We start from the raw sequence: 20,621 nt of genomic DNA on the forward strand, positions 1-20,621 counted from the left end.
TGTTCCCATTTCGATACTTGCGCTGGCCCTGTCTGGCGTGTGTATAGTGGGCATTACTCGGCTTATGCCGGGTGTGCATCAGCCCGACCCCCCGGGGCTGATACACGACGACCTCCGCCTCCTCCCCCCCTGGCGGGGGTCGTCCCTTTTCTGGGGTGTTTCGCCCGGCGGATAGATCAGCCAGTTCCCAGAAAGTTGCGGAACGCTGTTTTCGCCGAATCCCCGGGACGGTTGTCCACAGAGCCGAGTTGATCCACAGATTGCCGACACCACCCTGTTGACGGTCGTGGTGAGGCCTCAGGCTTGGGTTCATGACCGCCACCGAGGCAATCCTGGCTCTGGTCGACGACCGGGCCCTGAGCGCTGACATCGACCGGGTCGTCGCCGCGGCCGGCGTGCGGATCGTCCGCGCTACTGATCCCTCCAGTCATCGGGTGTGGACGGGTGCGTCGGCCGTTCTGCTGGACACCGCCGCCGCGCAGAGATGCGCCGCGCGTGGGTTACCGCGCCGCCCCCGCGTGCTCCTGATCAGTGGCGACGCGCCCGGACCCGACGAGTGGGAAGCCGCCGTCGCCGTTGGCGCGCAACAGGTCGTGACGTTGCCCAGCGGCGATCACGAACTGATGGCCGAGCTCGCCGACGCGACGGAAGCGGCCCGCCACACCGGCCTTCGCGGGCCGGTGGTGGCCGTGCTTGCCGGCAGGGGTGGAGGCGGCGCGTCCGTCTTCGCGACCGCGGTGGCGAAGGTGGCCACCGAGGCTCTGCTCATCGACGGGGATCCGTGGGGTGGTGGTCTCGATCTGGTGCTCGGCAGTGAGACGGAGCCGGGATTGCGGTGGCCCGATCTTTCGCTGGCAGGCGGGCGGGTGGGCTTTTCCGCGTTGCGCGACGCCCTGCCGACGCGGCACGGCGTGTACGTGCTTTCCGGTAGCCGCGCGTTGTCTGGGACACATTCCAGCAACGACATCGACGCCGCTGCGCTCGGTGCGGTGATCGACGCGGGGAGCCGCGGCGGTGTGACCGTGGTCTGTGACGTGGCCCGGCGCCCCACCCCCGCGTCCGAAACGGCCGTGGCCTCTGCGGATCTGGTGGTGCTGGTCACTCCGGCCGACGTGCGGTCGTGCGCTGCCGCCGCGGCCACCGCCCAGTGGGTGGCCGGGGGAAACCCGAACGCCGGTGTCGTCGTGCGCGGCCCCTCTCCCGGAGGTCTGCGATCGGTCGACGTCGCGCGGATCGTCGGTCTGCCGGTGCTCGCTTCGATGCGACCGCAACCCGGCATCGACACGCTTCTCGAGCGGGGAGGCCTTCGGGTGCGGCCGCATTCACCGCTGGCCAGGGCCGCGCGCGAGGTGTTGGCCGTGCTCAGTCAGAGTCCGCAACTCGAAGCGGCCGCGGAGGCCGTGGCGTGAGCGCGCCGCTGATCGATCGGGTTCGGGAACGACTCGCGATGCAGTCCTCACCGCTGCGACCGAGCGTGGTGGCCGCCGCCATCCGGGCCGAGTCCGGCGGCGTGCTGGGAGACGCAGAAGTGCTGACCAACCTGCGCGAACTACAGACCGAGTTGATCGGAGCGGGCATTCTCGATCCGCTGTTGTCGGGCCCCGGCGTCACGGATGTGCTTGTCACGGCACCCGACGCGGTCTGGGTCGACGACGGCAACGGCTTGCGGCGGACCTCCGTGCGCTTCGCTGACGACGCCGCCGTCCGGCGCCTCGCGCAGCGCTTGGCGTTGACCGCGGGACGCCGCCTCGACGAGGCTCAACCGTGGGTCGACGGGAATCTCAGCGGCTTCGGCGCCGGTCAGCCCGGCGGACCGCTCAGCGTCCGACTGCACGCCGTGCTGCCGCCGGTCGCCGCAGGCGGGACATGCCTGTCGCTGCGGGTGCTGCGGCCGGCCAACCAGGACCTCGACGCACTGATCGGCGCGGGCGCGATCGAGCCGGACGCCGCGGGCATCCTGCGCGACGTGATCTCCGCCCGGCTGGCCTTCGTCGTGTCCGGTGGGACGGGCGCCGGCAAGACCACCTTGCTGGCGGCGTTGCTCGCCGCGGTGCCCGAGGACGAGCGCATCGTCTGTGTGGAGGACGCCGCCGAACTCGCGCCGGATCATCCGCATCTGGTCAAGCTCGTCGCACGCTGCGCGAACGTCGAAGGCGCGGGCGAAGTGACCGTGCGTGACCTCGTCCGGCAGGCGCTGCGGATGCGACCCGACCGCATCGTGATCGGTGAGGTGCGCGGCGCCGAGGTGGTGGACCTGCTCACCGCGCTGAACACCGGTCATGACGGTGGCGCGGGGACCGTGCATGCGAACAACCCCGCCGAGGTGCCGGCACGTTTCGAGGCGCTCGCCGCGCTCGGCGGCCTCGACCGTGCAGCGCTGCACAGCCAACTCGCGGCAGCGATCCAGGTGGTGTTGCACGTGGCGCGTGATCGCGCCGGACGGCGACGGCTCAGTGAGGTCGGACTGCTGCGGCGCAGCTCCGACGGGAGCGTGCGGGTGTCGACGTGCTGGCACTGCGAGAGCGGTTACGGTCCCGGCGCCGACGCCCTGCACGACCTGATGCGTGCCAGGGGCAGGCCGTGACGGCCGCGGCGCTGGCGTTGGCCGCCGCGGTGCTGGTCGCTCCGGCCGGGTCACGGTGGCGGCGGGTGCTGTCGGCGCCGCCGAGCCGGCGGCTACGCCTGCCAGTACCGGTGTGCGGGGCGCTTCTGTGTGCCGTCACGGCGCTGCTGTTGTCGCCCGCCGCCGTACTGGCCGCCGCGCTGCTGATGGCGACGCTTTCGGTGCGCAGCCGCGCCGCCAGGCGTCGACGGAACCGCGTCACCGAGGCGGCTGCCCTGCAGGGAGCGCTCGACGTGCTGATCGGTGAGCTCCGGGTCGGAGCCCACCCGGTCGCCGCGATGAACACCGCCGCCCAGGAATCGGACGCACGGATCGCCGGCGCGCTGGGTGCGGTCGCGGCCCGGGCGCTGCTGGGTGCAGACGTCGCCGCCGGCCTGCGTGCGCAGGGGCGCCGGTCCCTGTTGCCCGGACACTGGGACAGGCTGGCTGTCTGCTGGCATCTCGCCCAGGCGCAGGGGCTGGCGATCGCCACGCTGATGCTGGCGGCGCAGCGTGATATCGCCGAACGGGAGCGGTTCCGTGGCCGCGTGGAGGCCGGGCTGGCCGGGGCGCGCGCCACCGCGGCGATACTGGCGGGCCTTCCGGTGCTGGGCGTGCTGCTCGGGCATGCGATCGGCGCGGAGCCGCTGAGTTTTCTGTTCTCCGGCGGGTTCGGTGGATGGCTGCTGGTGACCGGAACGGTGTTCGTCTGCTGCGGCTTGCTGTGGTCCGATCGAATCACCACGGGAGTCCTGACATGACCTGGGCGGCGATGCTTCTGGCCGCGGCGGCACTCGCGGTGCCGAATGTGTCGGCAACCCGGATACGGCGGCAGGACCTGCAGTCGGTGCGCGATACGCGCCGCCATCCGGTGACCGACGACATCCTCGCGGTGGCTGCCAGTCTCGACGTGCTCGCGGCGTGTCTGCGATCCGGCATGCCGGTGGCGTCCGCGGCGGCCGCGGTGGCGGAGTCGGCGCCGGCGGGGCTGGCGATGCTGCTGCGCCGCGCCGCCGACCTTGTCGCGCTCGGCGCCGATCCCAACCGGGCGTGGGCGAATCCCGATGGGGCGACGGACCGGTACGTGGACGCCTTCCTGCGGATGGCGCGCCGGTCCGCCTCGTCGGGGACCGCGTTGGCCCAGGGCGTCGAGGACCTGGCGGTCCAGTTGCGCGGCGAGGCGGTCGACGCGGCGAGCGCCCGGGCGGAGCGCGCCTCGGTGCTGATGGCCGCTCCGCTGGGCGTGTGTTATCTGCCCGCGTTTCTGTGTGTGGGCATCGTCCCGGTTGTCGCCGGACTGGCCGGCGAGGTCCTGCAATCGGGATTGCTGTGACGACGAGTGAAGGAGAAGCAGATGAGAGAACATCTTCGGGACATCCGGACCCGCTTGTTGGTCCTGGCGGTCGCCGACGACGGCATGTCGACGGTCGAGTACGCAATCGGAACGATCGCCGCCGCCGCCTTCGGCGCGATCCTGTACACCGTCGTCACCGGCGACTCGATCGTCACCGCGCTGACCAACATCATCAGCCGGGCGCTGAACACCAACGTCTGAGTGGCGAGTCCGGAATCGCCACCGCGGAAGCGGCTTTCGCGATCGTGGCATTGGTGGCCGTCCTCGTCGTCTGCGTGGCCGGGCTCACGGCGGTGTCCATGCAGGTGCGCTGCATCGACGCCGCAAGGGAGGCCGCCCGGTTGGCGGCGCGCGGCGACGACGCCTCGGCCACCCGGGTGGCACGGCAGATCGCTCCGGCGCGGGCCGTCGTCGCAGTGCGGCGCGACGGCGACTTCGTCGTCGCCCGGGTCACGGCGGGATCGGCGGTGCTGCCGGGAATCGTCATCGCAGCCGAGGGGGTGTCCGCCGTCGAGCCGGTGGGCTGACGAGCGTGGCTCGGCCACCGTGGCCGCGGCACTGATGGTGCTCAGCATGCTCGCGGTCACTTCCGGCGGGGCGATTCTCGGCGCGGCGGTGACGGCGCGGCACCGCGCGCAGGCGGCCGCCGACCTCGCGGCATTGAGCGCCGCTGCCGGGGTGCCGGCCGGGCACACGGCGGCCTGCGGACGCGCCGAGCACGTGGCCCACGCCATGGGAGCGAGGCTGACCGAATGCGCGATCGACCACCTCGACGTGGTGGTGCGTATCGAGGTCACGGTGGGCACCGGCGGCACCGGCCTCGGGCCTGCGTCGGCGCTCGCCCGCGCGGGCCCGGCGACCCCCGCTGGTTAGCGCACCGCGGCGCTCCGCGCGACAATGACCGCGATAGACCTGCGCCCCGCAGCCCACCTGGTTTACGCCTGCGCAAGGCACCTGGTTTACGTCTGCGCAAGGAGGGATACGCCGCCTGTATGACTGGCCGTGAGACTCTTGTCGGCCGCTACGAGCTCCGGGGCCTGCTCGGCTGCGGAGGAATGGCTGAGGTCCGTGACGGCTGGGACATCCGGCTGGACAGGCCGGTGGCCGTCAAGCTCCTGCATCCCAACTTCAACGCCGACGCCGATGCCAGGGCCAGGTTCTGCGACGAGGCCCGCTCGGCGGCGGCGCTGTCGCACCCCAACATCGTCGCGGTCCACGACTTCGGGGAGCACGACGGCCGGCCCTTCATCGTGATGGAGCGGCTGCCCGGCCGAACGCTCGCCGACCTCATCGCCCAGGGACCGATGGCCCCGGCCCAGGTCAGGGCGATGCTCGACGACGTGCTGGCCGCGCTGGACGTCGCCCACACGGCCGGGGTGGTACACCGTGACATCAAGCCGGGCAATATCCTGCTGTCGGCCACCGGCGATCGCATGCAGGTCGCGGACTTCGGCATCGCCAAGAGCGGCGGCGCCGCCCACACGATGACCGGCCAGATCGTCGGCACCCTGTGCTACATGAGCCCGGAGCGGGTTTCCGGGGCGCCCGCGTCGGTGGCCGACGATCTCTATGCCGTCGGGGTCATGGGTTACGAGGCGCTGCTGGCGCGCCGGGCCTTCCCGCAGGAGAGTCCGGTGGCGCTGGTCCGGGCCATCGTTGACGCGCCGCCGCCCGCGTTGGCCGGGCTGACCGGCGGCGCCGACCCCGTGCTGGCCGCGGTCATCGACCGCGCCATGAGCCGCGACCCCCGCCGGCGTTTCGGCAGCGCCGCGCAGATGCGCGCCGCGCTCGCCGGCGACGTCACCGCCCTGTCCACCGCGGCGGAACCACGTCCGTTGACCAAGGTGCTCGCTGCGCCGCTGCCTCCGTCGGCGGCGTACCCCGCCCCGGCTCCGCGGCGGCCGGCGACGCGTGCGCGCCGGTACGTGGTCGGTGCTGCGGCGGTGATGACGGCGTTCGTCATCTCCGCGCTGGCGTTGGCGATGGATCCGTTCTCCTCGTCTGCGCCGCGACCGGAACCCGTCAGCACCAGCACCTCGGCTCCGTCACCGACCACGCCACCGCCGCCGCCGATCACGACCCCGCCACCGAGCCCCGCGCCGGCGGTCACCGCGGCGACCCAGCAGCCCGAGCCGCAGCAGGGTCGGGACGACAAAGGGCCGCGCGGCAACGGCAGAGGCAACGGAAAAGGTAAAGGCGAAAAGAAGGACTGACTGCGCGAAGGCTAGGCCCGGCTCGCTTTGTCCTTGCGGGACAGTGCTTTCGGTCTTCGTCCCGTGCTCTCCGGCGCGCAGTCGAGGCCCGCGGCGGTGAGCTCGGCGGGCGTGGGCTTCCGCAGTGACGCGAGCCCGGCGTACACACCCTTGCCGAGTTTCACCCGGTTGACCGTCACATGCACCGGAGTCCAGCCACCGTTGTGCCCGACCAGCCTCAGCACCCCACTGGCGACACCGGTCGCGAACTGATCGGCCATCGCCGACATCACGTGCATGTCCTGCGGGTGGATAGCCTGTTCGCTCTCCCTGTTGGCGTGCCGGTCGAGGAACGGCACCGGCTCGTCGAGCCACTTGAGCAACGTCCAGTTCCGTGGATCCACCAACGCCCGGTACACGCCGGGCTGGCGCAGGCCGTCGACGATCCGCTGGCCCAGCAGGTCGTGCTGGAGGCTCGCGCCCTCGCGGACGCTGCGCCAGTTCATGGCGCGGCAGATCAACCGTTCGCCGCCGTCCTCCAACGCCTCCGGCAGTGACCGGGCCACGAACCCGACCGTGATGGGCTGGCCGCGGTAGTCCGTGACGTCCCAGGTGTTGCACAGCGTCACGCCCGCCTCGGGCTTGATCACCATGCTGAGCACCTCGGCCTCGTTCGGGTTCAGATCGCGGCGCGGCAGATCATCGGCGAAGGCGCGCCCGTGTGTGGACTGGTTCGCCGGATCCCATCCACCCACCCGCAGCGACTCGGTGGTGTCGGTGGCCGTTCCCGCCGTGAGGTCCCACAACAGCGGGCCCACCAGCGCCGACCCAGACCTGGACGCCGTGAATCCGGCCGTCGGACATCTGCACCACCTCGGTGCGGATCACCCGGTCGTTCTTCGGGGTGATGCTGCTCAGGCCGCCGCCACCGCGGACCGTCTCGCCGATCGCGGTCTGGATGGCCATCAGGTGCGGACTGCGGCGCAGGTAGGTCGCCACGGGGACGAGGTTCTTGGTGTAAGCGCCATGTGCGACCACGACGGGCTCGGTGCCCAGTGTTTCCACGAGCAACCAGTCGTGGGTCATGCCGGTGATCCTACCGAGGCGCCTGTCGCCGTCCGGCGGGTTCAGTCCGTCCGTCCCGTGAGAAGCCGCACCACCATCCGCAACACCAGGATGGCGCCGTCCTTGTCCAGCGGGTCGTTGCCGTTGCCGCACTTGGGTGACTGCACACACGACGGGCACCCCGACGGGCACTCGCAGGCTTCGATCGCGGAGGCGGTGGCCTCCCACCAACGGTCCATGGTGCGGAACCCGCGTGCGGCGAACCCGGCACCGCCGGGGTAGCCGTCATAGACGAAGATCGTCGGCAGGCCGTCCACGGGCCCGACCGCGGTGGACACCCCGCCGATGTCGCCGCGGTCGCAGCTGGCCATCAGCGGCAGCAGGCCGATGGCGGCGTGCTCGGCGGCGTGCAGCGAACCGGGTAACCGCAGCGGGTCGATGCCGTTGTCCTGCAACGCTTCCGGCGTGATGGTGCACATCACCGCCATCGTCTCCAGGCTCCGTGTCGGCATGTCGAGCTCGACGAAGTCGATCACCTCGCCGTCCATCCGGCGGCGCAGATAGCCGGTCACGGTGTTGCTGACCGACACCGGGACCAGGCCCACCGTGACCGGGCCGTATCCGGCGCGCTCGCCGGCGCCGGTGACGTTGATGTCGGTCAGTTCCCTGGCGAAGGTGGTGTAGCCCGGATCCTCGGCGTGCACGAACGCGACCGCGTCCTCGAAATCGAGGGAGTCGACCACGTAACTCTCACCCTGGTGCAGATACACCGCGCCCGGGTGCACCGACGCGGGCGCCTGGCCTGCGCCCGCGCTGCCCAGCATCCGGCCCGTTCCCGCCTCCAGGATCGCGATCTGTCCACCGGTGGATCCCCGGATGTCCACCGCGGGGTGCGGATCGAGCCCGGGCGCGGGGAAGAAGCCGCTCGGCCGCCGGCGCAGAAGACCGTCGTCGACCAGGGATTCGGCCACCGGCTCGGCGCCCCACATCCGCACCTCGGCGTCGGTCAGCGGCAACTCGGTTGCTGCGCAAAGCAACTGGGGTCCGAGAACGTACGGGTTGGCGGGGTCGATGACCACCCGCTCGATCGGCTTGTCGAGCAGCGCCGCAGGGTGGTGCACCAGGTAGGTGTCCAACGGGTCGTCCCGCGCGATCAACACGATCAGCGCACCCTGGCCGCGCCGTCCCGCGCGCCCGGCCTGTTGCCAGAACGACGCGACCGTACCCGGGAACCCGGCCAGCACAACGGCATCCAGACCCGCGATGTCCATCCCGAGTTCCAGGGCGTTGGTGGTGGCCACGCCGCGCAGTTCGCCTTCGGCCAGTGCGCGTTCCAGTGCGCGGCGGTCCTCGGCGAGATAGCCGGCCCGGTAGGAGGCCACCTGCTGGGCCAATTCCGGTGCGGTGTCGGCCAGCCGGGCCCGGGCGCCCAGCGCCGCCAGCTCGGCGCCTCGGCGGGATCGGACGAACGTCAACGTGCGTGCCCCCTCGGCGATCAGATCGGCCATCACCCGTGAGGCCTCGGCGCCGGCCGAACGTCGCACGGGGGCGCCGTTCTCGCCGACGAGGTCGGCGATCAGTGCCGGCTCCCACAGCGCCACCGTGCGTGCCCCCTGAGGGGATCCGTCCTCGGTCACCTCGGCCACCGTCTGCCCTATCAGCTCGGAGGCGGTCGCGGCGGGCTGCGCAGTGGTGGCGCTGGCGAAGATGACGGTGGGGCCCGAAAAGTCGGCGCCCGTAGCGGAATACCGTGCGCACAGCCGCAGCAGCCGCCGCAGCACCATCGCCACGTTGGACCCGAAAATGCCGCGGTAGTAATGGCATTCGTCGATGACGAGGTACTGCAGGTGGCGCAGAAAGACCGCCCAGCGGGCGTGGTTGCGCAGCATCGACAGGTGGATCATGTCGGGGTTGGAGAAGATCCACCGGGACCGCTCCCGGGCGAAACGGCGCACCTCGGTAGGGCTGTCGCCGTCGTAGGGCGTCGGCGCGACGTCGGCGAGGCCGGGCACGGCGGCGGTGAGCGCAGCCGCCGCGCGCAACTGATCGTGTCCGAGCGCCTTGGTGGGAGACAGATACAGCGCCCGCGATCGCGGGTTCTCCTTCAATGCCGTCAATATCGGTAGCTGATAGGCCAACGACTTGCCCGAGGCGGTACCGGTGCTCAGCACCACATGCCGACCGTCGCGGGCCAGCTCGGCCGCGGCCAGTTGGTGTGACCACAGCGCCTCGACACCGCGATCATGGAACGCCCGCACCACATCTGGGTCCGCCCAGTGCGGCCACGCCTGCGCCCTGGCCCGCCGCGGTGGGAGATCGGCGACATGGCGCAGCGGATACTCGCCTGCGGCGGTTCCGTCGACCGCGCAGGCGAGCAGCTCGCGGCCGAAATCCGGCCCCGGATCTGTCACGTCGGACCCTCCCGGTCATGTCCTATGTGAATTGTTCACTACGCAATCGCCGCGAGACTGTCGCAGCAGCGCTGAACGTGATTGACTAACGACGGTCGCAGCTTCTGTGTTCGTGTATCAGCACTCGCAGGAACGACGTTGCGATCGCGGTTCCTGCGAGGGTTGTAGGTCGGGTCGAGTTCCGAGCACTCCACGAAGGTATGGCGGTCGGAACGGGCCCGGTCTGCCGAAAGACGGCGGACCGCACCCGGTGAAATATAGAGAAGGAAAGTACGAAAGATGCCACAGGGAACTGTGAAGTGGTTCAACGCGGAGAAGGGCTTCGGCTTCATCGCCCCCGAGGACGGCTCCGCTGACGTCTTTGTCCACTACACGGAGATTCAGGGTTCCGGCTTCCGCACCCTTGAAGAGAACCAGAAGGTCGAGTTCGAGGTCGGCCAGAGCCCCAAGGGTCCCCAGGCCACCGGCGTTCGCGCCATCTGAGACCACCAAAGACCTCAAGACGCCCCCGCGCTGTCCACCACGGACGACGCGGGGGTGTTCTCTTATAGGGCGCACACGGCCGACCGGCCCGGTGGCCGGTCTGCCGGCTCGCGCTGGCCTAGTGTCTGGGGTGTGAGCCAGCTGTCCTTCTTCTCGGCGGAGTCGGTGCCCCCGACGATCGCCGACCTGACGGGGATCCTGGCTGCCGCCGGACAGGTGGTGCTCGTCGGCGGCGCCCGGGATCAGGCCGCGCGGTTGTCGGTCGTGGTCGACCAGGTGTGGCGCGCCGAGGGGCTGGCCGAGATGATCGAGGACGCGGGTCTGGCCGCGGAGATCTCCCGCACCGACGAGGACAGCCCCCTCGTCCGTACCGCAGTGGACACCCGGCTGGTCGCCATCGCCACCGAGTGGACCAGGGGGGCGGTCAAGACGGTCCCCCCGCAGTGGCTGCCCGGGCCGCGCGAATTGCGCGCCTGGACGCTGGCGGCCGGCAGGCCGGAAGACGACCGCTACCTGCTCGGGCTCGATCCGCACGCTCCCGACACGCATTCGGCGCTCGCGTCGGCAATGATGAGAGTCGGGATCGCACCGACTCTGATCGGCACAAGAGGCTCCCGTCCGGCGCTGCGAATCAGCGGACGACGACGACTGTTGCGGCTGGTAGAGAACGTGGGGGAACCTCCGGACGATGCCGCTGCGTTGACGCAGTGGCCGCAGATCTAGCCTGGCAGCGGCGCCCCGACGGGGGAGGGACGGTTTGCGTCGGCAGGCCGGGGGTGCGAAATTGTCACTTGCCGAAGCGGCTCGCATGAGTAAATGCACTCCGCAGGCAATTGAAGAAGTGGGAGCTGGACAAAGGTGGCTGACGAGGAACGCGGCAGCGGTAAGAACGGCGCCGAGCCGCGCAGGGGGAATGGCTCGTCGGTGCGGAGACTCGTCATCGTCGAGTCGCCGACCAAGGCGCGCAAGATCGCAGGTTACCTGGGGTCCAACTACATCGTCGAGTCCTCACGCGGGCACATTCGGGACCTGCCGCGCAACGCCGCCGACGTCCCGGCGAAGTACAAATCCGAGCCGTGGGCCCGCCTGGGCGTCAACGTCGAGCACAACTTCGAGCCGCTCTACATCATCAGCCCGGACAAGAAGAGCACCGTCGCCGACCTGAAGGACAAGCTCAAGAACGTCGACGAGCTCTATCTGGCCACCGACGGTGACCGCGAGGGCGAGGCCATCGCCTGGCACCTGCTGGAGACGCTGAAACCGCGCATCCCGGTCAAGCGGATGGTGTTCCACGAGATCACCGAGCCCGCGATCCGCGCGGCCGCCGAAGACCCGCGCGACCTGGACAACGACCTGGTCGACGCGCAGGAGACCCGACGCATCCTCGACCGTCTCTACGGCTACGAGGTCAGCCCCGTGCTGTGGAAGAAGGTCGCGCCGAAGCTGTCGGCGGGCCGGGTCCAGTCCGTGGCCACCCGCATCATCGTGCAGCGCGAACGCGAGCGGATGGCGTTCCGCAGCGCCGGGTACTGGGACGTCACCGCCGAGCTGGACGCCAGCGTCTCCGACGCGCAGGCCAGCCCGCCCACCTTCGTCGCAAAGCTCAACACGGTCGACGGGCGCCGCGTGGCCACCGGCCGCGACTTCGACTCCCTCGGCGCGGTCCGCAAGCCCGACGAGGTGCTCGTCCTCGACGAGGCCGCCGCCAACGCCTTGGCCACCGGTCTGCGGGGCGCGCAGCTGGCGGTCTCGTCGGTCGAGCAGAAGCCGTACACGCGCCGCCCGTACGCGCCGTTCATGACGTCGACGCTGCAACAGGAGGCGGGCCGCAAGCTGCGGTTCACGTCGGAGCGCACGATGAGCATCGCGCAGCGGCTCTACGAGAACGGCTACATCACCTACATGCGTACCGACTCGACCACGCTGTCGCAGTCGGCCATTGACGCCGCCCGCAATCAGGCCCGTCAGCTCTACGGCGAGGAATACGTCCACCCGACGCCGCGCCAGTACACCCGCAAGGTCAAGAACGCGCAGGAGGCGCACGAGGCGATCCGCCCCGCCGGTGACGTGTTCCAGACCCCCGGTCAGCTGCACAGCCAGCTCGACACCGACGAGTTCCGCCTCTACGAGCTGATCTGGCAGCGCACCGTCGCCTCGCAGATGGCCGATGCCCGCGGCACCACGCTGAGCCTGCGGATCGCCGGAGCCGCCCCGGCGACGACATTGGGCGGAGGTACCGCGTCCGACGTCCAGGTGGTGTTCAACGCCAGCGGCCGCACCATCACGTTCCCTGGCTTCCTGAAGGCCTACGTCGAGAGCATCGACGACCTGGCCGGCGGCGAGGCCGACGACGCCGAGAGCAGGCTGCCCAACCTCACCCAGGGTCAGCGGGTGGACGCCAAGGGGCTGACCGCCGACGGCCACACCACCTCGCCGCCCGCGCGCTACACCGAGGCCTCTCTGATCAAGGCGCTGGAGGATCTCGGCATCGGCCGGCCGTCGACGTACAGCTCGATCATCAAGACCATCCAGGACCGCGGTTACGTCCACAAGAAGGGCAGCGCGCTGGTTCCGTCGTGGGTGGCGTTCGCCGTCATCGGTCTGCTCGAGCAGCACTTCGGGCGTCTGGTCGACTACGACTTCACCGCCGCGATGGAGGACGAGCTCGACGAGATCGCAGCAGGGCACGAGCGACGCACCAACTGGCTCAACAACTTCTACTTCGGTGGCGAGCACGGCGCGGACGGTTCGATCGCCCGCTCGGGCGGGCTCAAGAAGCTCGTCGGTGGCAACCTCGAAGAGATCGACGCGCGAGAAGTCAACTCCATCAAGCTCTTCGACGATGCCGAAGGCCGCGCGGTCAACGTGCGCGTCGGACGCAACGGTGCCTATCTCGAGCGCATGGTGGCCGATCCGGACAACCCCGGTGAGCTCAAACCGCAGCGGGCCAACCTCAAGGACGAGCTGACGCCTGACGAGCTGACCCTTGAGCTGGCCGAAAAGCTCTTCGCCACACCGCAAGAGGGCCGTTCGCTGGGTGTCGACCCGGCGACCGGGCACGAGATCGTCGCCAAGGACGGCCGTTACGGCCCGTATGTCACCGAGGTGCTTCCTGAACCGCCCGACGAGGGCGAAGCGGGCGCCACGGCGAAGAAGGGCAAGAAGCCGACCGGGCCGAAGCCGCGTACCGGTTCGCTGCTTCGCTCGATGGATCTGGAGACCGTCACGCTGGAGGACGCGCTTCGGCTGCTGTCGCTGCCGCGGGTGGTCGGCGTCGATCCGGCCAGCGGTGAGGAGATCACCGCGCAGAACGGCCGGTACGGCCCATATCTCAAGCGCGGCACCGACTCCCGGTCTCTTGCCACCGAGGAGCAGATGTTCGACATCACCCTCGAGGAGGCGTTGAAGATCTACGCCGAGCCGAAGCGTCGCGGTCGGCAGGGGGCGGCGACCCCGCCGCTGCGCGAGCTCGGCGTCGACCCGGTGTCGGAGAAGCCGATGGTGATCAAGGACGGCCGGTTCGGGCCCTACGTCACCGACGGTGAGACCAACGCCAGCCTGCGCAAGGGCGACGACGTGCTGTCGATCACCGACGCGCGGGCGTCCGAGCTGCTGGCCGACCGCCGCGCCCGGGGTCCGGTCAAGAAGAAGGCCGTCAAGAAGGCGCCTGCCAAGAAGACGCCCGCGAAGAAGACCGCTGCCAAGAAGGCCGCGAAGAAGGCCTGACCCTAGCGCCGGTCGCTGGCGACTTCCTGACTGACGTCGTCGGGGGAGACCAGGTTGACGGGACGGGCCAGCTGGGTCGGGGCCGTGCGTCCGCGCAGCTCGACGATTTCGCCGACGTCCCAGCACAGTGCCTCGGCGTCGAGGGCGTCGGCGACTGCGATCGCCGACGCCAGCACATGGCCGGGTTCGAGCTTGGCCAGCTCGGTCAGTCGGGCGGCCTCGTTGACCGGGTCGCCGATCACCGTGTACTCGAAGCGGGCCTGGGCGCCGATGTGGCCGGCGATCGCCCTGCCCGCGGAGACGCCGATCCCGAAGTCGGTTTCGCCGAGCACCCTGATCAGCTCGTCGTGCAGTTCCCTGGAGGCCGCCAGCGCCGCCCCGGAGGCGTCCGGATGCTCGATCGGGGCGCCGAAGATCGCCAGCGCCGCATCGCCCTGGAACTTGTTGACGAACCCACCGTGCCGGTTGACGGTGTCGACGACTACGCGGAAGAACTCGTTGAGCAGGTTCACCACCTCGGCCGCGGGCCTGGTGGCGGCCAGATGGGTCGAGCCCACCAGGTCGACGAACAGCACCGCGACGTCGCGTTCCTGGCCGCCGAGTTCGGTGCCCCGCTCCAGCGCCCGGCGCGCGACGTCCTCGCCGACGTAGCGGCCGAACAGGTCGCGCAGCCGCTGCCGTTCGGCCAGGTCACGCACCATGTCGTTGAAGCCGGCCTGCAGCAGGCCCAGCTCGCTGGCGTCGTAGATCTGCATGTGGGCGTTGTAGTTGCCCCGTTGCACCTCGCCGAGCGCCCACCGGAGCTGGCGAAGCGGGTCGGCGATGGACATGGCGACCAGCACGGTGCTGGACAGCCCGATCACCAGCGCGACGATCGACAGCAGCAGGATCGTGGTGATCAGCCGGTCCGCCGGTGCGGTCAGCACCTCGAGCTTGCTGGCGATCAGCGCCAACAGGATGGCCAGGACCGGCACGCCGGTGGACAGCACCCAGCTCAGCACCTGGCGCAGGATGACGCCGGGCGCCCGGAAGTTCTCCGGAACACCGCCGCGCAGGGCGGCCACCGCCACCGGCCGCAGGACCCGCTCGGACTGCAGATAGCCGATGATCGCGGTCGCGGTGGCGCCCAGGGCCGTCGCGACCGCCACCACCGGTGCGGACTTGCTGGCCACCGGCCAGCTGGCGACGATGAACACCACCGACCCGAGCAACCAGTTCGTCGCGCTGATCAGGGACCGGTAGAAGGGCATCTTCAGCGCCCGCATGCGGGCGACCTCGGTTTCGGCCGGGTCGCGGTCGCCGAGCAGCATTTCGCGGCGCTGCCAGCGCATCACCGGGATCAGCATGCGCAGCGTCACATACGACGCCACCGTGAACGAGATGAACAGGTAGCCCAGGAAGATGGCCAGGTTGTAGGCGGGCAGGTCCTGCAGCTGGATGCGGTCCTCGGGCGGGAGCCCGAACCGGAGGAAACCCAGTACCAGCAGCGCGCCGATGATGTCGGCCTGCAGCATCCCCAGCGTGAACACCGGCCACGGGGTGCGCGCGACCCAGCGGACGAATGCACTGATTCGTCCGACCTCGATCGGTTCCGCGGCCATTCGTTTACCGTATCGGGCCGGGCGGACGCGGAAGGGGCGTCTGGGACGGACGTGTCGGTTCGCAGCACTACTGTTATCGGCGATGACCGGTGTTTTCTCGCGACTGGTGGGTCAGGACGCTGTTGAGACGGAGTTGACCGCCGCTGCCCGGGCGGCGCGCGGTGATTCCCCTCACACCAGCGGGCTGGATGTGTCGGGTGTGACCGGGACGATGACGCACGCGTGGCTCATCACGGGTCCACCCGGGTCGGGACGGTCGATCGCGGCGCTGTGCTTCGCCGCGGCGCTGCAGTGCACGTCGGACGGGACACCGGGCTGTGGCGAGTGCCGGGCCTGTGCGACGACGATGGCGGGTACGCACGCCGATGTGCGCCGGATCATCCCCGAAGGGCTGTCCATCGGGGTCGACGCGATGCGCGCGATCGTGCAGATCGCGTCGCGGCGGCCCGGGACCGGGCGCTGGCAGATCGTGGTGATCGAGGATGCCGACCGGCTGACCGAGGGGGCGGCCAACGCGCTGCTGAAGGTGGTCGAGGAACCACCGCCGTCGACGGTGTTCCTGCTGTGTGCGCCGTCGGTGGACCCCGAAGACATCGCGATCACGTTGCGGTCGCGCTGCCGCCATGTCGCGCTGGTCACCCCGCCGGTGGACGCGATCGCCCGGGTGCTGATCGATTCCGACGGGCTGCCCGAGAAGGACGCGGAATGGGCGGCGGCGGTCAGCGGCGGCCACGTCGGACGGGCCCGCAGGCTGGCCACCGATGAGCGGGCGCGGGAGCGGCGGCAACGTGCACTGGGGCTCGCCCGCGACGCGGCGACCCCGTCGCGGGCCTATGCGGCCGCCGAGGAGCTGGTGGCCACCGCCGAGGCCGAGGCGAAGGCGTTGACCGAGGACCGCAACGAGGTCGAGGCCGAGGAGCTGCGCACCGCGTTGGGCGCCGGCGGGACGGGCAAGGGCACCGCGGGCACGATGCGCGGTGCCGCGGGCGCGCTCAAGGAGCTTGAGAAGCGGCAGAAATCCCGGCACACCCGGGCGTCGCGCGACGCGCTGGACCGAGCACTGATCGACCTTGCGACCTATTTCCGGGATGCGCTGCTGGTGTCGTCGGGTGCCACCGATGTGGTGGCCAACCACCCCGACATGGCGGAGAAGGTGGCCGCGATGGCCGCGCACGCGTCGCCGGAGAAGCTGCTGCGCTGCATCGAAGCTGTATTGGAGTGCCGTGAGGCGCTGGCGGTCAACGTCAAGCCGAAGTTCGCGGTCGACGCCATGGTCGGCACTGTCGGGCAGGCGCTGCGCAGCTGAGGTTCGGCGCGCAGGAGCACAGCGACCGGGGGTTCAACTTGGGTCCGCGGCGGCCCCTACCGTAGACTCGTGCCGCCCGACAGCGCCGCCTTAGCTCAGTCGGTAGAGCGATTCACTCGTAATGAATAGGTCGGGGGTTCGATTCCCCCAGGCGGCTCCACAGTTTCTCAGGCCCGACATCTCAACCGCACCAGTCCGAATCCCTCGTTCGGCGTCCGGATGCCTTTCCGGCAGCAATTCCGGCAGGCTGTGATCACAGCACATCCTCGGTGCAGCGTTGGGCCATACCGTACGGCGGCCCGAGCATGTTCCATGGTCGGGCTGTGAGACCCCTGATGCATACTTTGAGGCGGGGCGGTGACATTTGCCTGGGGGAGGTGGAGGTCCGACGATGGCAGTGGACATCTTTAAGGACCCGTTGTTCACACCGCGGGAAGTGTCTGTTTATCTGCAGATTCCTCGCTCCACGGTGTACCAGTGGCTTCATGACGGATCGCGCGGCGACGCTCCGCTTGTGCATCATGTCGAGATCGGCCGGAGGGGTGCAGCATCGGTTCCGTTCGCCGCTTTGGTCGAAGCCTTCGTGCTGCGGGCTCTGCGAAACGAACTTGGCTTCACCAAGCGCCAGATCTCCGACACCGTAGCCGATGTCCGTGAGACATTCGGCACCGATTTCGCGCTCGCTAGCAAGAGAATCGCCACGGACGGTATCGACATATTCATCCACCACGCGGACGACGAGTTTGCTCGCGTCGGTGATCATCAAATCCTCATCCGTGACGTCGTTGGGGACTACCTTCGTTACATCACCTGGGACGACAAGGGCGAATACGCGGCGCGCTTGAAACTGCGTGGTTTCGGTGACGATGCGAGTGTGGTTGTGGATCCGAAATTCGCTTGGGGACAACCCGTCATCGAACGAAATAAGGTACCGATCCGAGCGGTGATCGACCTGTGGGCCGCCGGTGAGCCTCTGACCGTTGTGGCTGATGAATACGGATTGAGTATTCCGGAGGCCGAAGAGATATGCCGCGTTGGACTCAAACGAGCCGCCTGAGTTCTTCCTGGATCGAAGCCTCGGCAAGCGAGTCGCTGCGGGGCTGACCGAGCGGGGATGGCGGATCCATAGAGTTGTCGATCACTTCGCGAATGACGCCCAAGATATCCCTGACGAGGAGTGGATGCGGTATGGCCTTGTCCGCGGCTGGTTCCCACTGCACAAGGATGGACGGATTCGGGGGACTGAAGCCGAGCGCAGACCGCTAATCGAGTTCAATGCCCCCATGTTCTACCTCGACAATCAGCAGCTACGGATCGACGAAATGGTCGCACGCTTTCATGCGGCCCAGCGCCAGATCTACACAAGGACGCGTGTTGCCGGGGCGGCGTGCTTTGCCGTCTCTGCACATGGAATCAGGAGAACTTGGCCCTGACGGACGCCGATGGCGTTGAGGGAACGGTGGTGACCGATCACTTGCATTGGAACACTGCAAGTCCACCCGATGCTTCAGCGCAGGTGCGGAATGCCCTCACCGCTCAGCTCCGCGCGGACCGCGTCCGCGCGTCCGGTCATCGCCAGTAGCAGCGCCTCGGCCGTCCCGCAGACCTCCGGCCCCGTCCCGGCCGACCAATCCATGTCCGTCGCGACCAGGCGAAGGCCGCGGGTGCGGCGTGTCCCGCCGATGACAGGGCTGATCCGGGCGTAGTCCAGTGACACCCGCAGTGAATCCTCCGGCACGTCGAAGTCCAGCCCGAGGGGACGGCGGATGTCCTGCTGGTGGATTACGCACTCGATCAACGCGACCCGTCCGCCGTAGAGCCCCGCGGCGCCGGTGGGCGTGCTGTCTCGGCCCATCAACTCGACCAGTTCGGCGGGCGTCAACGCCGCGACGGCGGGCAGCATCCGGGCGTTGAGCCGGTCGACGTCGCCGCGGTCGCGGATCATGTTGCGGATCAGGCCCGGCACGCTCTGCCCGAGATAGCCGACGGTGTGTGCGGCCACGTCACGCACCGACCATTCGGAGCACAGGCTCGCCGCCGCCCACTGGTCGGCGCTCAGCCCGGCCAGCAGTTCGGCGAAACGGATCCGCTCACGGCGGCCATGCTTGGCAGTCTGCTATACCGGCGCCACGAATCCGACGGGCCCGGAGGCCACGCACACCGACAACGCAGCGGTGTTGGCGCTGACGGTGATCGCGTCACCGGCACCCGGGAGCCGGACGTAGACCCGGTTGAGGCCTGGCCGCACCGGCACCTTGACCTCGTCGCCCTCCGACAGCGACACCGTCATCGAACCGTCGCTGTTGCCCAGGTAGTTGATCTCGACGGTCCAGTCCGCGGGAAGCAGCGGACCGTCCAGCGGCATCCGCACCGGGAAATCCGGCTGCACCAGATACCCGCACCGCGCATCGGGGCCGGGCCGGATGGTGCGCACCCACGTGACTTTGGCGTCGACGAGGTTGCCCGCCGTATCGAGCATGCGCAGATCCGTTGTTGCCGAGGCGAATTCGGGACGGTCCCGCAGCAGTGCGAACATGTGCGAGGCCAGGTTCTCCGGCCACGCCACCCGCTGCAGCACCAGCGGGTCCACCTCCTGATCCAGCATCGGGGCATCAGAGGACGCGTGCGCCCGCGCCAACCCCGCCCGCGCGTTCTGCAGGTAAGGCTGGGCCGGGTTGTCCCGCCAGCTGGTCAGGAACGTCGACGTCGAGTACAGGCTGCTCACCACGAAAGCTGTTGCCGCACAGACTGTCACCACGGTACGGCGGGTCGAGTGGTCGAGCCACCGCGCGCGGTCCCGGTTGGGCGCGCACAGCCCGACCGCCGCCAGCAGGGCCAGCACGACGACCAGGTCGGGCAGGTAGCGCAACGTCTGTGCCAGTTCCAGTGCGGTGAATCGGGACGACCGCATCAGATACACGGGCACCTGGCAGGCCACCGCGTAACCCAGCGCGGCCAGCCACACCGGGCCGATCCGGCGCTTGCGCAGCAGGGACACCGCGACCACGGCCGCCAGGGCCGACCAGCCCAGGACCATCACCGCAGGCGGCGGCGTCGCCCATGGTGAGGCCGGGGCCCACCGCTGCCAGTCCCACGGCCCGCCGACCAGACCCGGCACGATGCCGTGGGTGAAGGAGCGGCTCAACAGATCCCAGGTCATCGCGAGGTCGAAGCTCCAGCGCTGCTGATCGACCACCAGCAGATAGACACCGATCCACGCCGCGGTGACCGCCAGCGCGGCGGTCCACAGCCGCGCCCCCCGGCGCCACACCTGCCGCACCGTGGCGGTGCCTGTGACATGTCCGTAGAGCGCCGCGACGGTGAACGCCACGAACGGGATGATCGCCGACTTCTCGAAGAACAGCAGCCCACCGAAGAACACCAGCGTGCCGGTCCATGCATAGCGCTGATTGCCGGTGCGTACCAACAGGATTGCGTCGGCGCAGACCCACGCCATCGCGGCCAGCATCGGCAACGAGTTCAGCCCCGCCGCCCACCACGCGAACCCCGGCACGGCCAGCGGGGTGAAGAGCGCGAACGTCAACGGCACCAACAACCCCGGCCGCCAGCCGAGGATGACGTACAGCGCGCGCAGCAGGGCCAGCGAGGCGGCCGACGCGAGGATCACCAGGCTGATCGCCGGGCCGATCCACTCCAGCGGCGCCAGCCGGGTGATCACACCGGCGACCAGGAACGCACCCGGCATGACGTGTCCGTCGTGATCGTCGAACAGGTACCCCGGCGACAGCAGCCCCTGGGTGCCTGCCCTGCCGACCAGGATCAGATCGTCCCAGTAGAAGTAGCCGCCGAACGCCAGCACCGCCCGGATGACCAGCTGCAGCGCGATGAGTGCCGCGGCGGCGCGGGCGACCCGGTTCATC

General features: G+C 69.5%; 17 protein-coding genes, 1 tRNA gene and 2 pseudogenes. 15 read left to right on the forward strand and 5 right to left on the reverse strand.

All coding sequences use genetic code 11. From position 1 onward, the window contains the following. Window positions 1-311: 311 nt before the first annotated feature. The 8 genes and pseudogenes from ssd to BN976_RS25490 all read left to right on the forward strand — a co-directional run bounded on the left by ssd (window position 312) and on the right by BN976_RS25490 (window position 6,169). The gene (ssd, locus tag BN976_RS25455; protein WP_011782548.1) at window positions 312-1,409 is read left to right on the forward strand and encodes a septum site-determining protein Ssd; all 1,098 of its coding nucleotides are present in this window, start codon (window positions 312-314) and stop codon (window positions 1,407-1,409) included. Next, window positions 1,406-2,584 carry a TadA family conjugal transfer-associated ATPase gene (locus BN976_RS25460; protein WP_036375203.1) on the forward strand — a complete coding sequence of 393 codons (1,179 nt, stop codon included), beginning with the start codon at window positions 1,406-1,408 and terminating at the stop codon, window positions 2,582-2,584. Before ssd ends, BN976_RS25460 begins: the two co-directional genes overlap by 4 nt. Continuing rightward, window positions 2,581-3,363 carry a type II secretion system F family protein gene (locus BN976_RS25465; RefSeq protein WP_011782544.1) on the forward strand — a complete coding sequence of 261 codons (783 nt, stop codon included), beginning with the start codon at window positions 2,581-2,583 and terminating at the stop codon, window positions 3,361-3,363. The genes BN976_RS25460 and BN976_RS25465 overlap by 4 nt, the downstream gene beginning before the upstream one ends. Further along, window positions 3,360-3,935 (forward strand): type II secretion system F family protein, encoded by a 576-nt coding sequence (locus BN976_RS25470; protein ID WP_036375207.1) that lies wholly within the window; start codon window positions 3,360-3,362, stop codon window positions 3,933-3,935. Before BN976_RS25465 ends, BN976_RS25470 begins: the two co-directional genes overlap by 4 nt. 21 nt (window positions 3,936-3,956) lie before the next feature. Then, window positions 3,957-4,157, forward strand: a complete 201-nt coding sequence (locus BN976_RS25475; RefSeq protein ID WP_011782542.1) for a DUF4244 domain-containing protein — start codon at window positions 3,957-3,959, stop codon at window positions 4,155-4,157. Window positions 4,158-4,171: 14 nt separating this feature from the next. After that, the gene (locus BN976_RS25480; protein ID WP_199559016.1) at window positions 4,172-4,483 is read left to right on the forward strand and encodes a TadE family type IV pilus minor pilin; all 312 of its coding nucleotides are present in this window, start codon (window positions 4,172-4,174) and stop codon (window positions 4,481-4,483) included. A 13-nt stretch (window positions 4,484-4,496) separates the two neighbouring features. Continuing rightward, window positions 4,497-4,829: pseudogene (locus BN976_RS25485) on the forward strand (Rv3654c family TadE-like protein); the annotation flags it as partial. A gap of 119 nt (window positions 4,830-4,948) precedes the next feature. Further along, window positions 4,949-6,169, forward strand: a complete 1,221-nt coding sequence (locus tag BN976_RS25490; protein ID WP_011782539.1) for a serine/threonine-protein kinase — start codon at window positions 4,949-4,951, stop codon at window positions 6,167-6,169. Window positions 6,170-6,180: 11 nt separating this feature from the next. Here BN976_RS25490 and BN976_RS25495 read toward each other — a convergent pair. Together BN976_RS25495 and BN976_RS25500 are read right to left on the reverse strand one after the other, a co-directional pair. Next, window positions 6,181-7,234: pseudogene (locus tag BN976_RS25495) on the reverse strand (PAS domain-containing protein). A gap of 41 nt (window positions 7,235-7,275) precedes the next feature. Beyond that, complete coding sequence (locus BN976_RS25500; protein WP_011782537.1) at window positions 7,276-9,624, reverse strand: DNA 3'-5' helicase SftH; 2,349 nt, start codon at window positions 9,622-9,624, stop codon at window positions 7,276-7,278. A gap of 279 nt (window positions 9,625-9,903) precedes the next feature. Between BN976_RS25500 and BN976_RS25505 the strand changes: the two genes are divergently transcribed. The 3 genes from BN976_RS25505 (at window position 9,904) to topA (ending at window position 13,833) form a co-directional block, all read left to right on the forward strand. Continuing rightward, window positions 9,904-10,107 (forward strand): cold-shock protein, encoded by a 204-nt coding sequence (locus BN976_RS25505; RefSeq protein ID WP_003882601.1) that lies wholly within the window; start codon window positions 9,904-9,906, stop codon window positions 10,105-10,107. A 132-nt stretch (window positions 10,108-10,239) separates the two neighbouring features. Further along, window positions 10,240-10,830, forward strand: coding sequence for a hypothetical protein (locus tag BN976_RS25510; RefSeq protein ID WP_036375216.1), 591 nt, complete (start codon window positions 10,240-10,242; stop codon window positions 10,828-10,830). A 135-nt stretch (window positions 10,831-10,965) separates the two neighbouring features. Beyond that, on the forward strand, window positions 10,966-13,833 hold the full coding sequence (gene topA, locus BN976_RS25515) for a type I DNA topoisomerase (protein ID WP_011782535.1): 2,868 nt from the start codon (window positions 10,966-10,968) through the stop codon (window positions 13,831-13,833). A 2-nt stretch (window positions 13,834-13,835) separates the two neighbouring features. Here topA and BN976_RS25520 read toward each other — a convergent pair whose 3' ends face one another. Continuing rightward, complete coding sequence (locus BN976_RS25520) at window positions 13,836-15,434, reverse strand: adenylate/guanylate cyclase domain-containing protein (protein WP_011782534.1); 1,599 nt, start codon at window positions 15,432-15,434, stop codon at window positions 13,836-13,838. Between the two features lie 82 nt (window positions 15,435-15,516). Between BN976_RS25520 and BN976_RS25525 the strand changes: the two genes are divergently transcribed. From BN976_RS25525 to BN976_RS34815, 4 genes are all read left to right on the forward strand, one after another. Then, window positions 15,517-16,740, forward strand: coding sequence for a DNA polymerase III subunit delta' (locus BN976_RS25525; RefSeq protein ID WP_011782533.1), 1,224 nt, complete (start codon window positions 15,517-15,519; stop codon window positions 16,738-16,740). Window positions 16,741-16,824: 84 nt separating this feature from the next. Further along, window positions 16,825-16,900 (forward strand) — tRNA-Thr (locus tag BN976_RS25530). A gap of 231 nt (window positions 16,901-17,131) precedes the next feature. Then, a complete protein-coding gene (locus BN976_RS25535; RefSeq protein WP_036375218.1) occupies window positions 17,132-17,797 on the forward strand; it encodes a DUF433 domain-containing protein in 666 nt (221 codons plus the stop codon). Beyond that, entirely contained in the window at window positions 17,775-18,173 is a 399-nt protein-coding gene (locus tag BN976_RS34815; RefSeq protein ID WP_011782531.1) for a PIN-like domain-containing protein, read from the forward strand. The genes BN976_RS25535 and BN976_RS34815 overlap by 23 nt, the downstream gene beginning before the upstream one ends. Window positions 18,174-18,247: 74 nt before the next feature. On the opposite strand, the gene BN976_RS25545 is transcribed toward BN976_RS34815, so the two are convergent. Both BN976_RS25545 and BN976_RS25550 read right to left on the reverse strand, forming a co-directional pair. Beyond that, the gene (locus tag BN976_RS25545) at window positions 18,248-18,826 is read right to left on the reverse strand and encodes a maleylpyruvate isomerase family mycothiol-dependent enzyme (RefSeq protein WP_036375221.1); all 579 of its coding nucleotides are present in this window, start codon (window positions 18,824-18,826) and stop codon (window positions 18,248-18,250) included. Between the two features lie 30 nt (window positions 18,827-18,856). After that, window positions 18,857-20,620, reverse strand: coding sequence for a hypothetical protein (locus BN976_RS25550; RefSeq protein WP_051558571.1), 1,764 nt, complete (start codon window positions 20,618-20,620; stop codon window positions 18,857-18,859). Window position 20,621: the final 1 nt, after the last annotated feature.

It is taken from the genome of Mycolicibacterium austroafricanum, from assembly GCF_000612725.1.
Classification (GTDB): domain Bacteria; phylum Actinomycetota; class Actinomycetes; order Mycobacteriales; family Mycobacteriaceae; genus Mycobacterium; species Mycobacterium austroafricanum.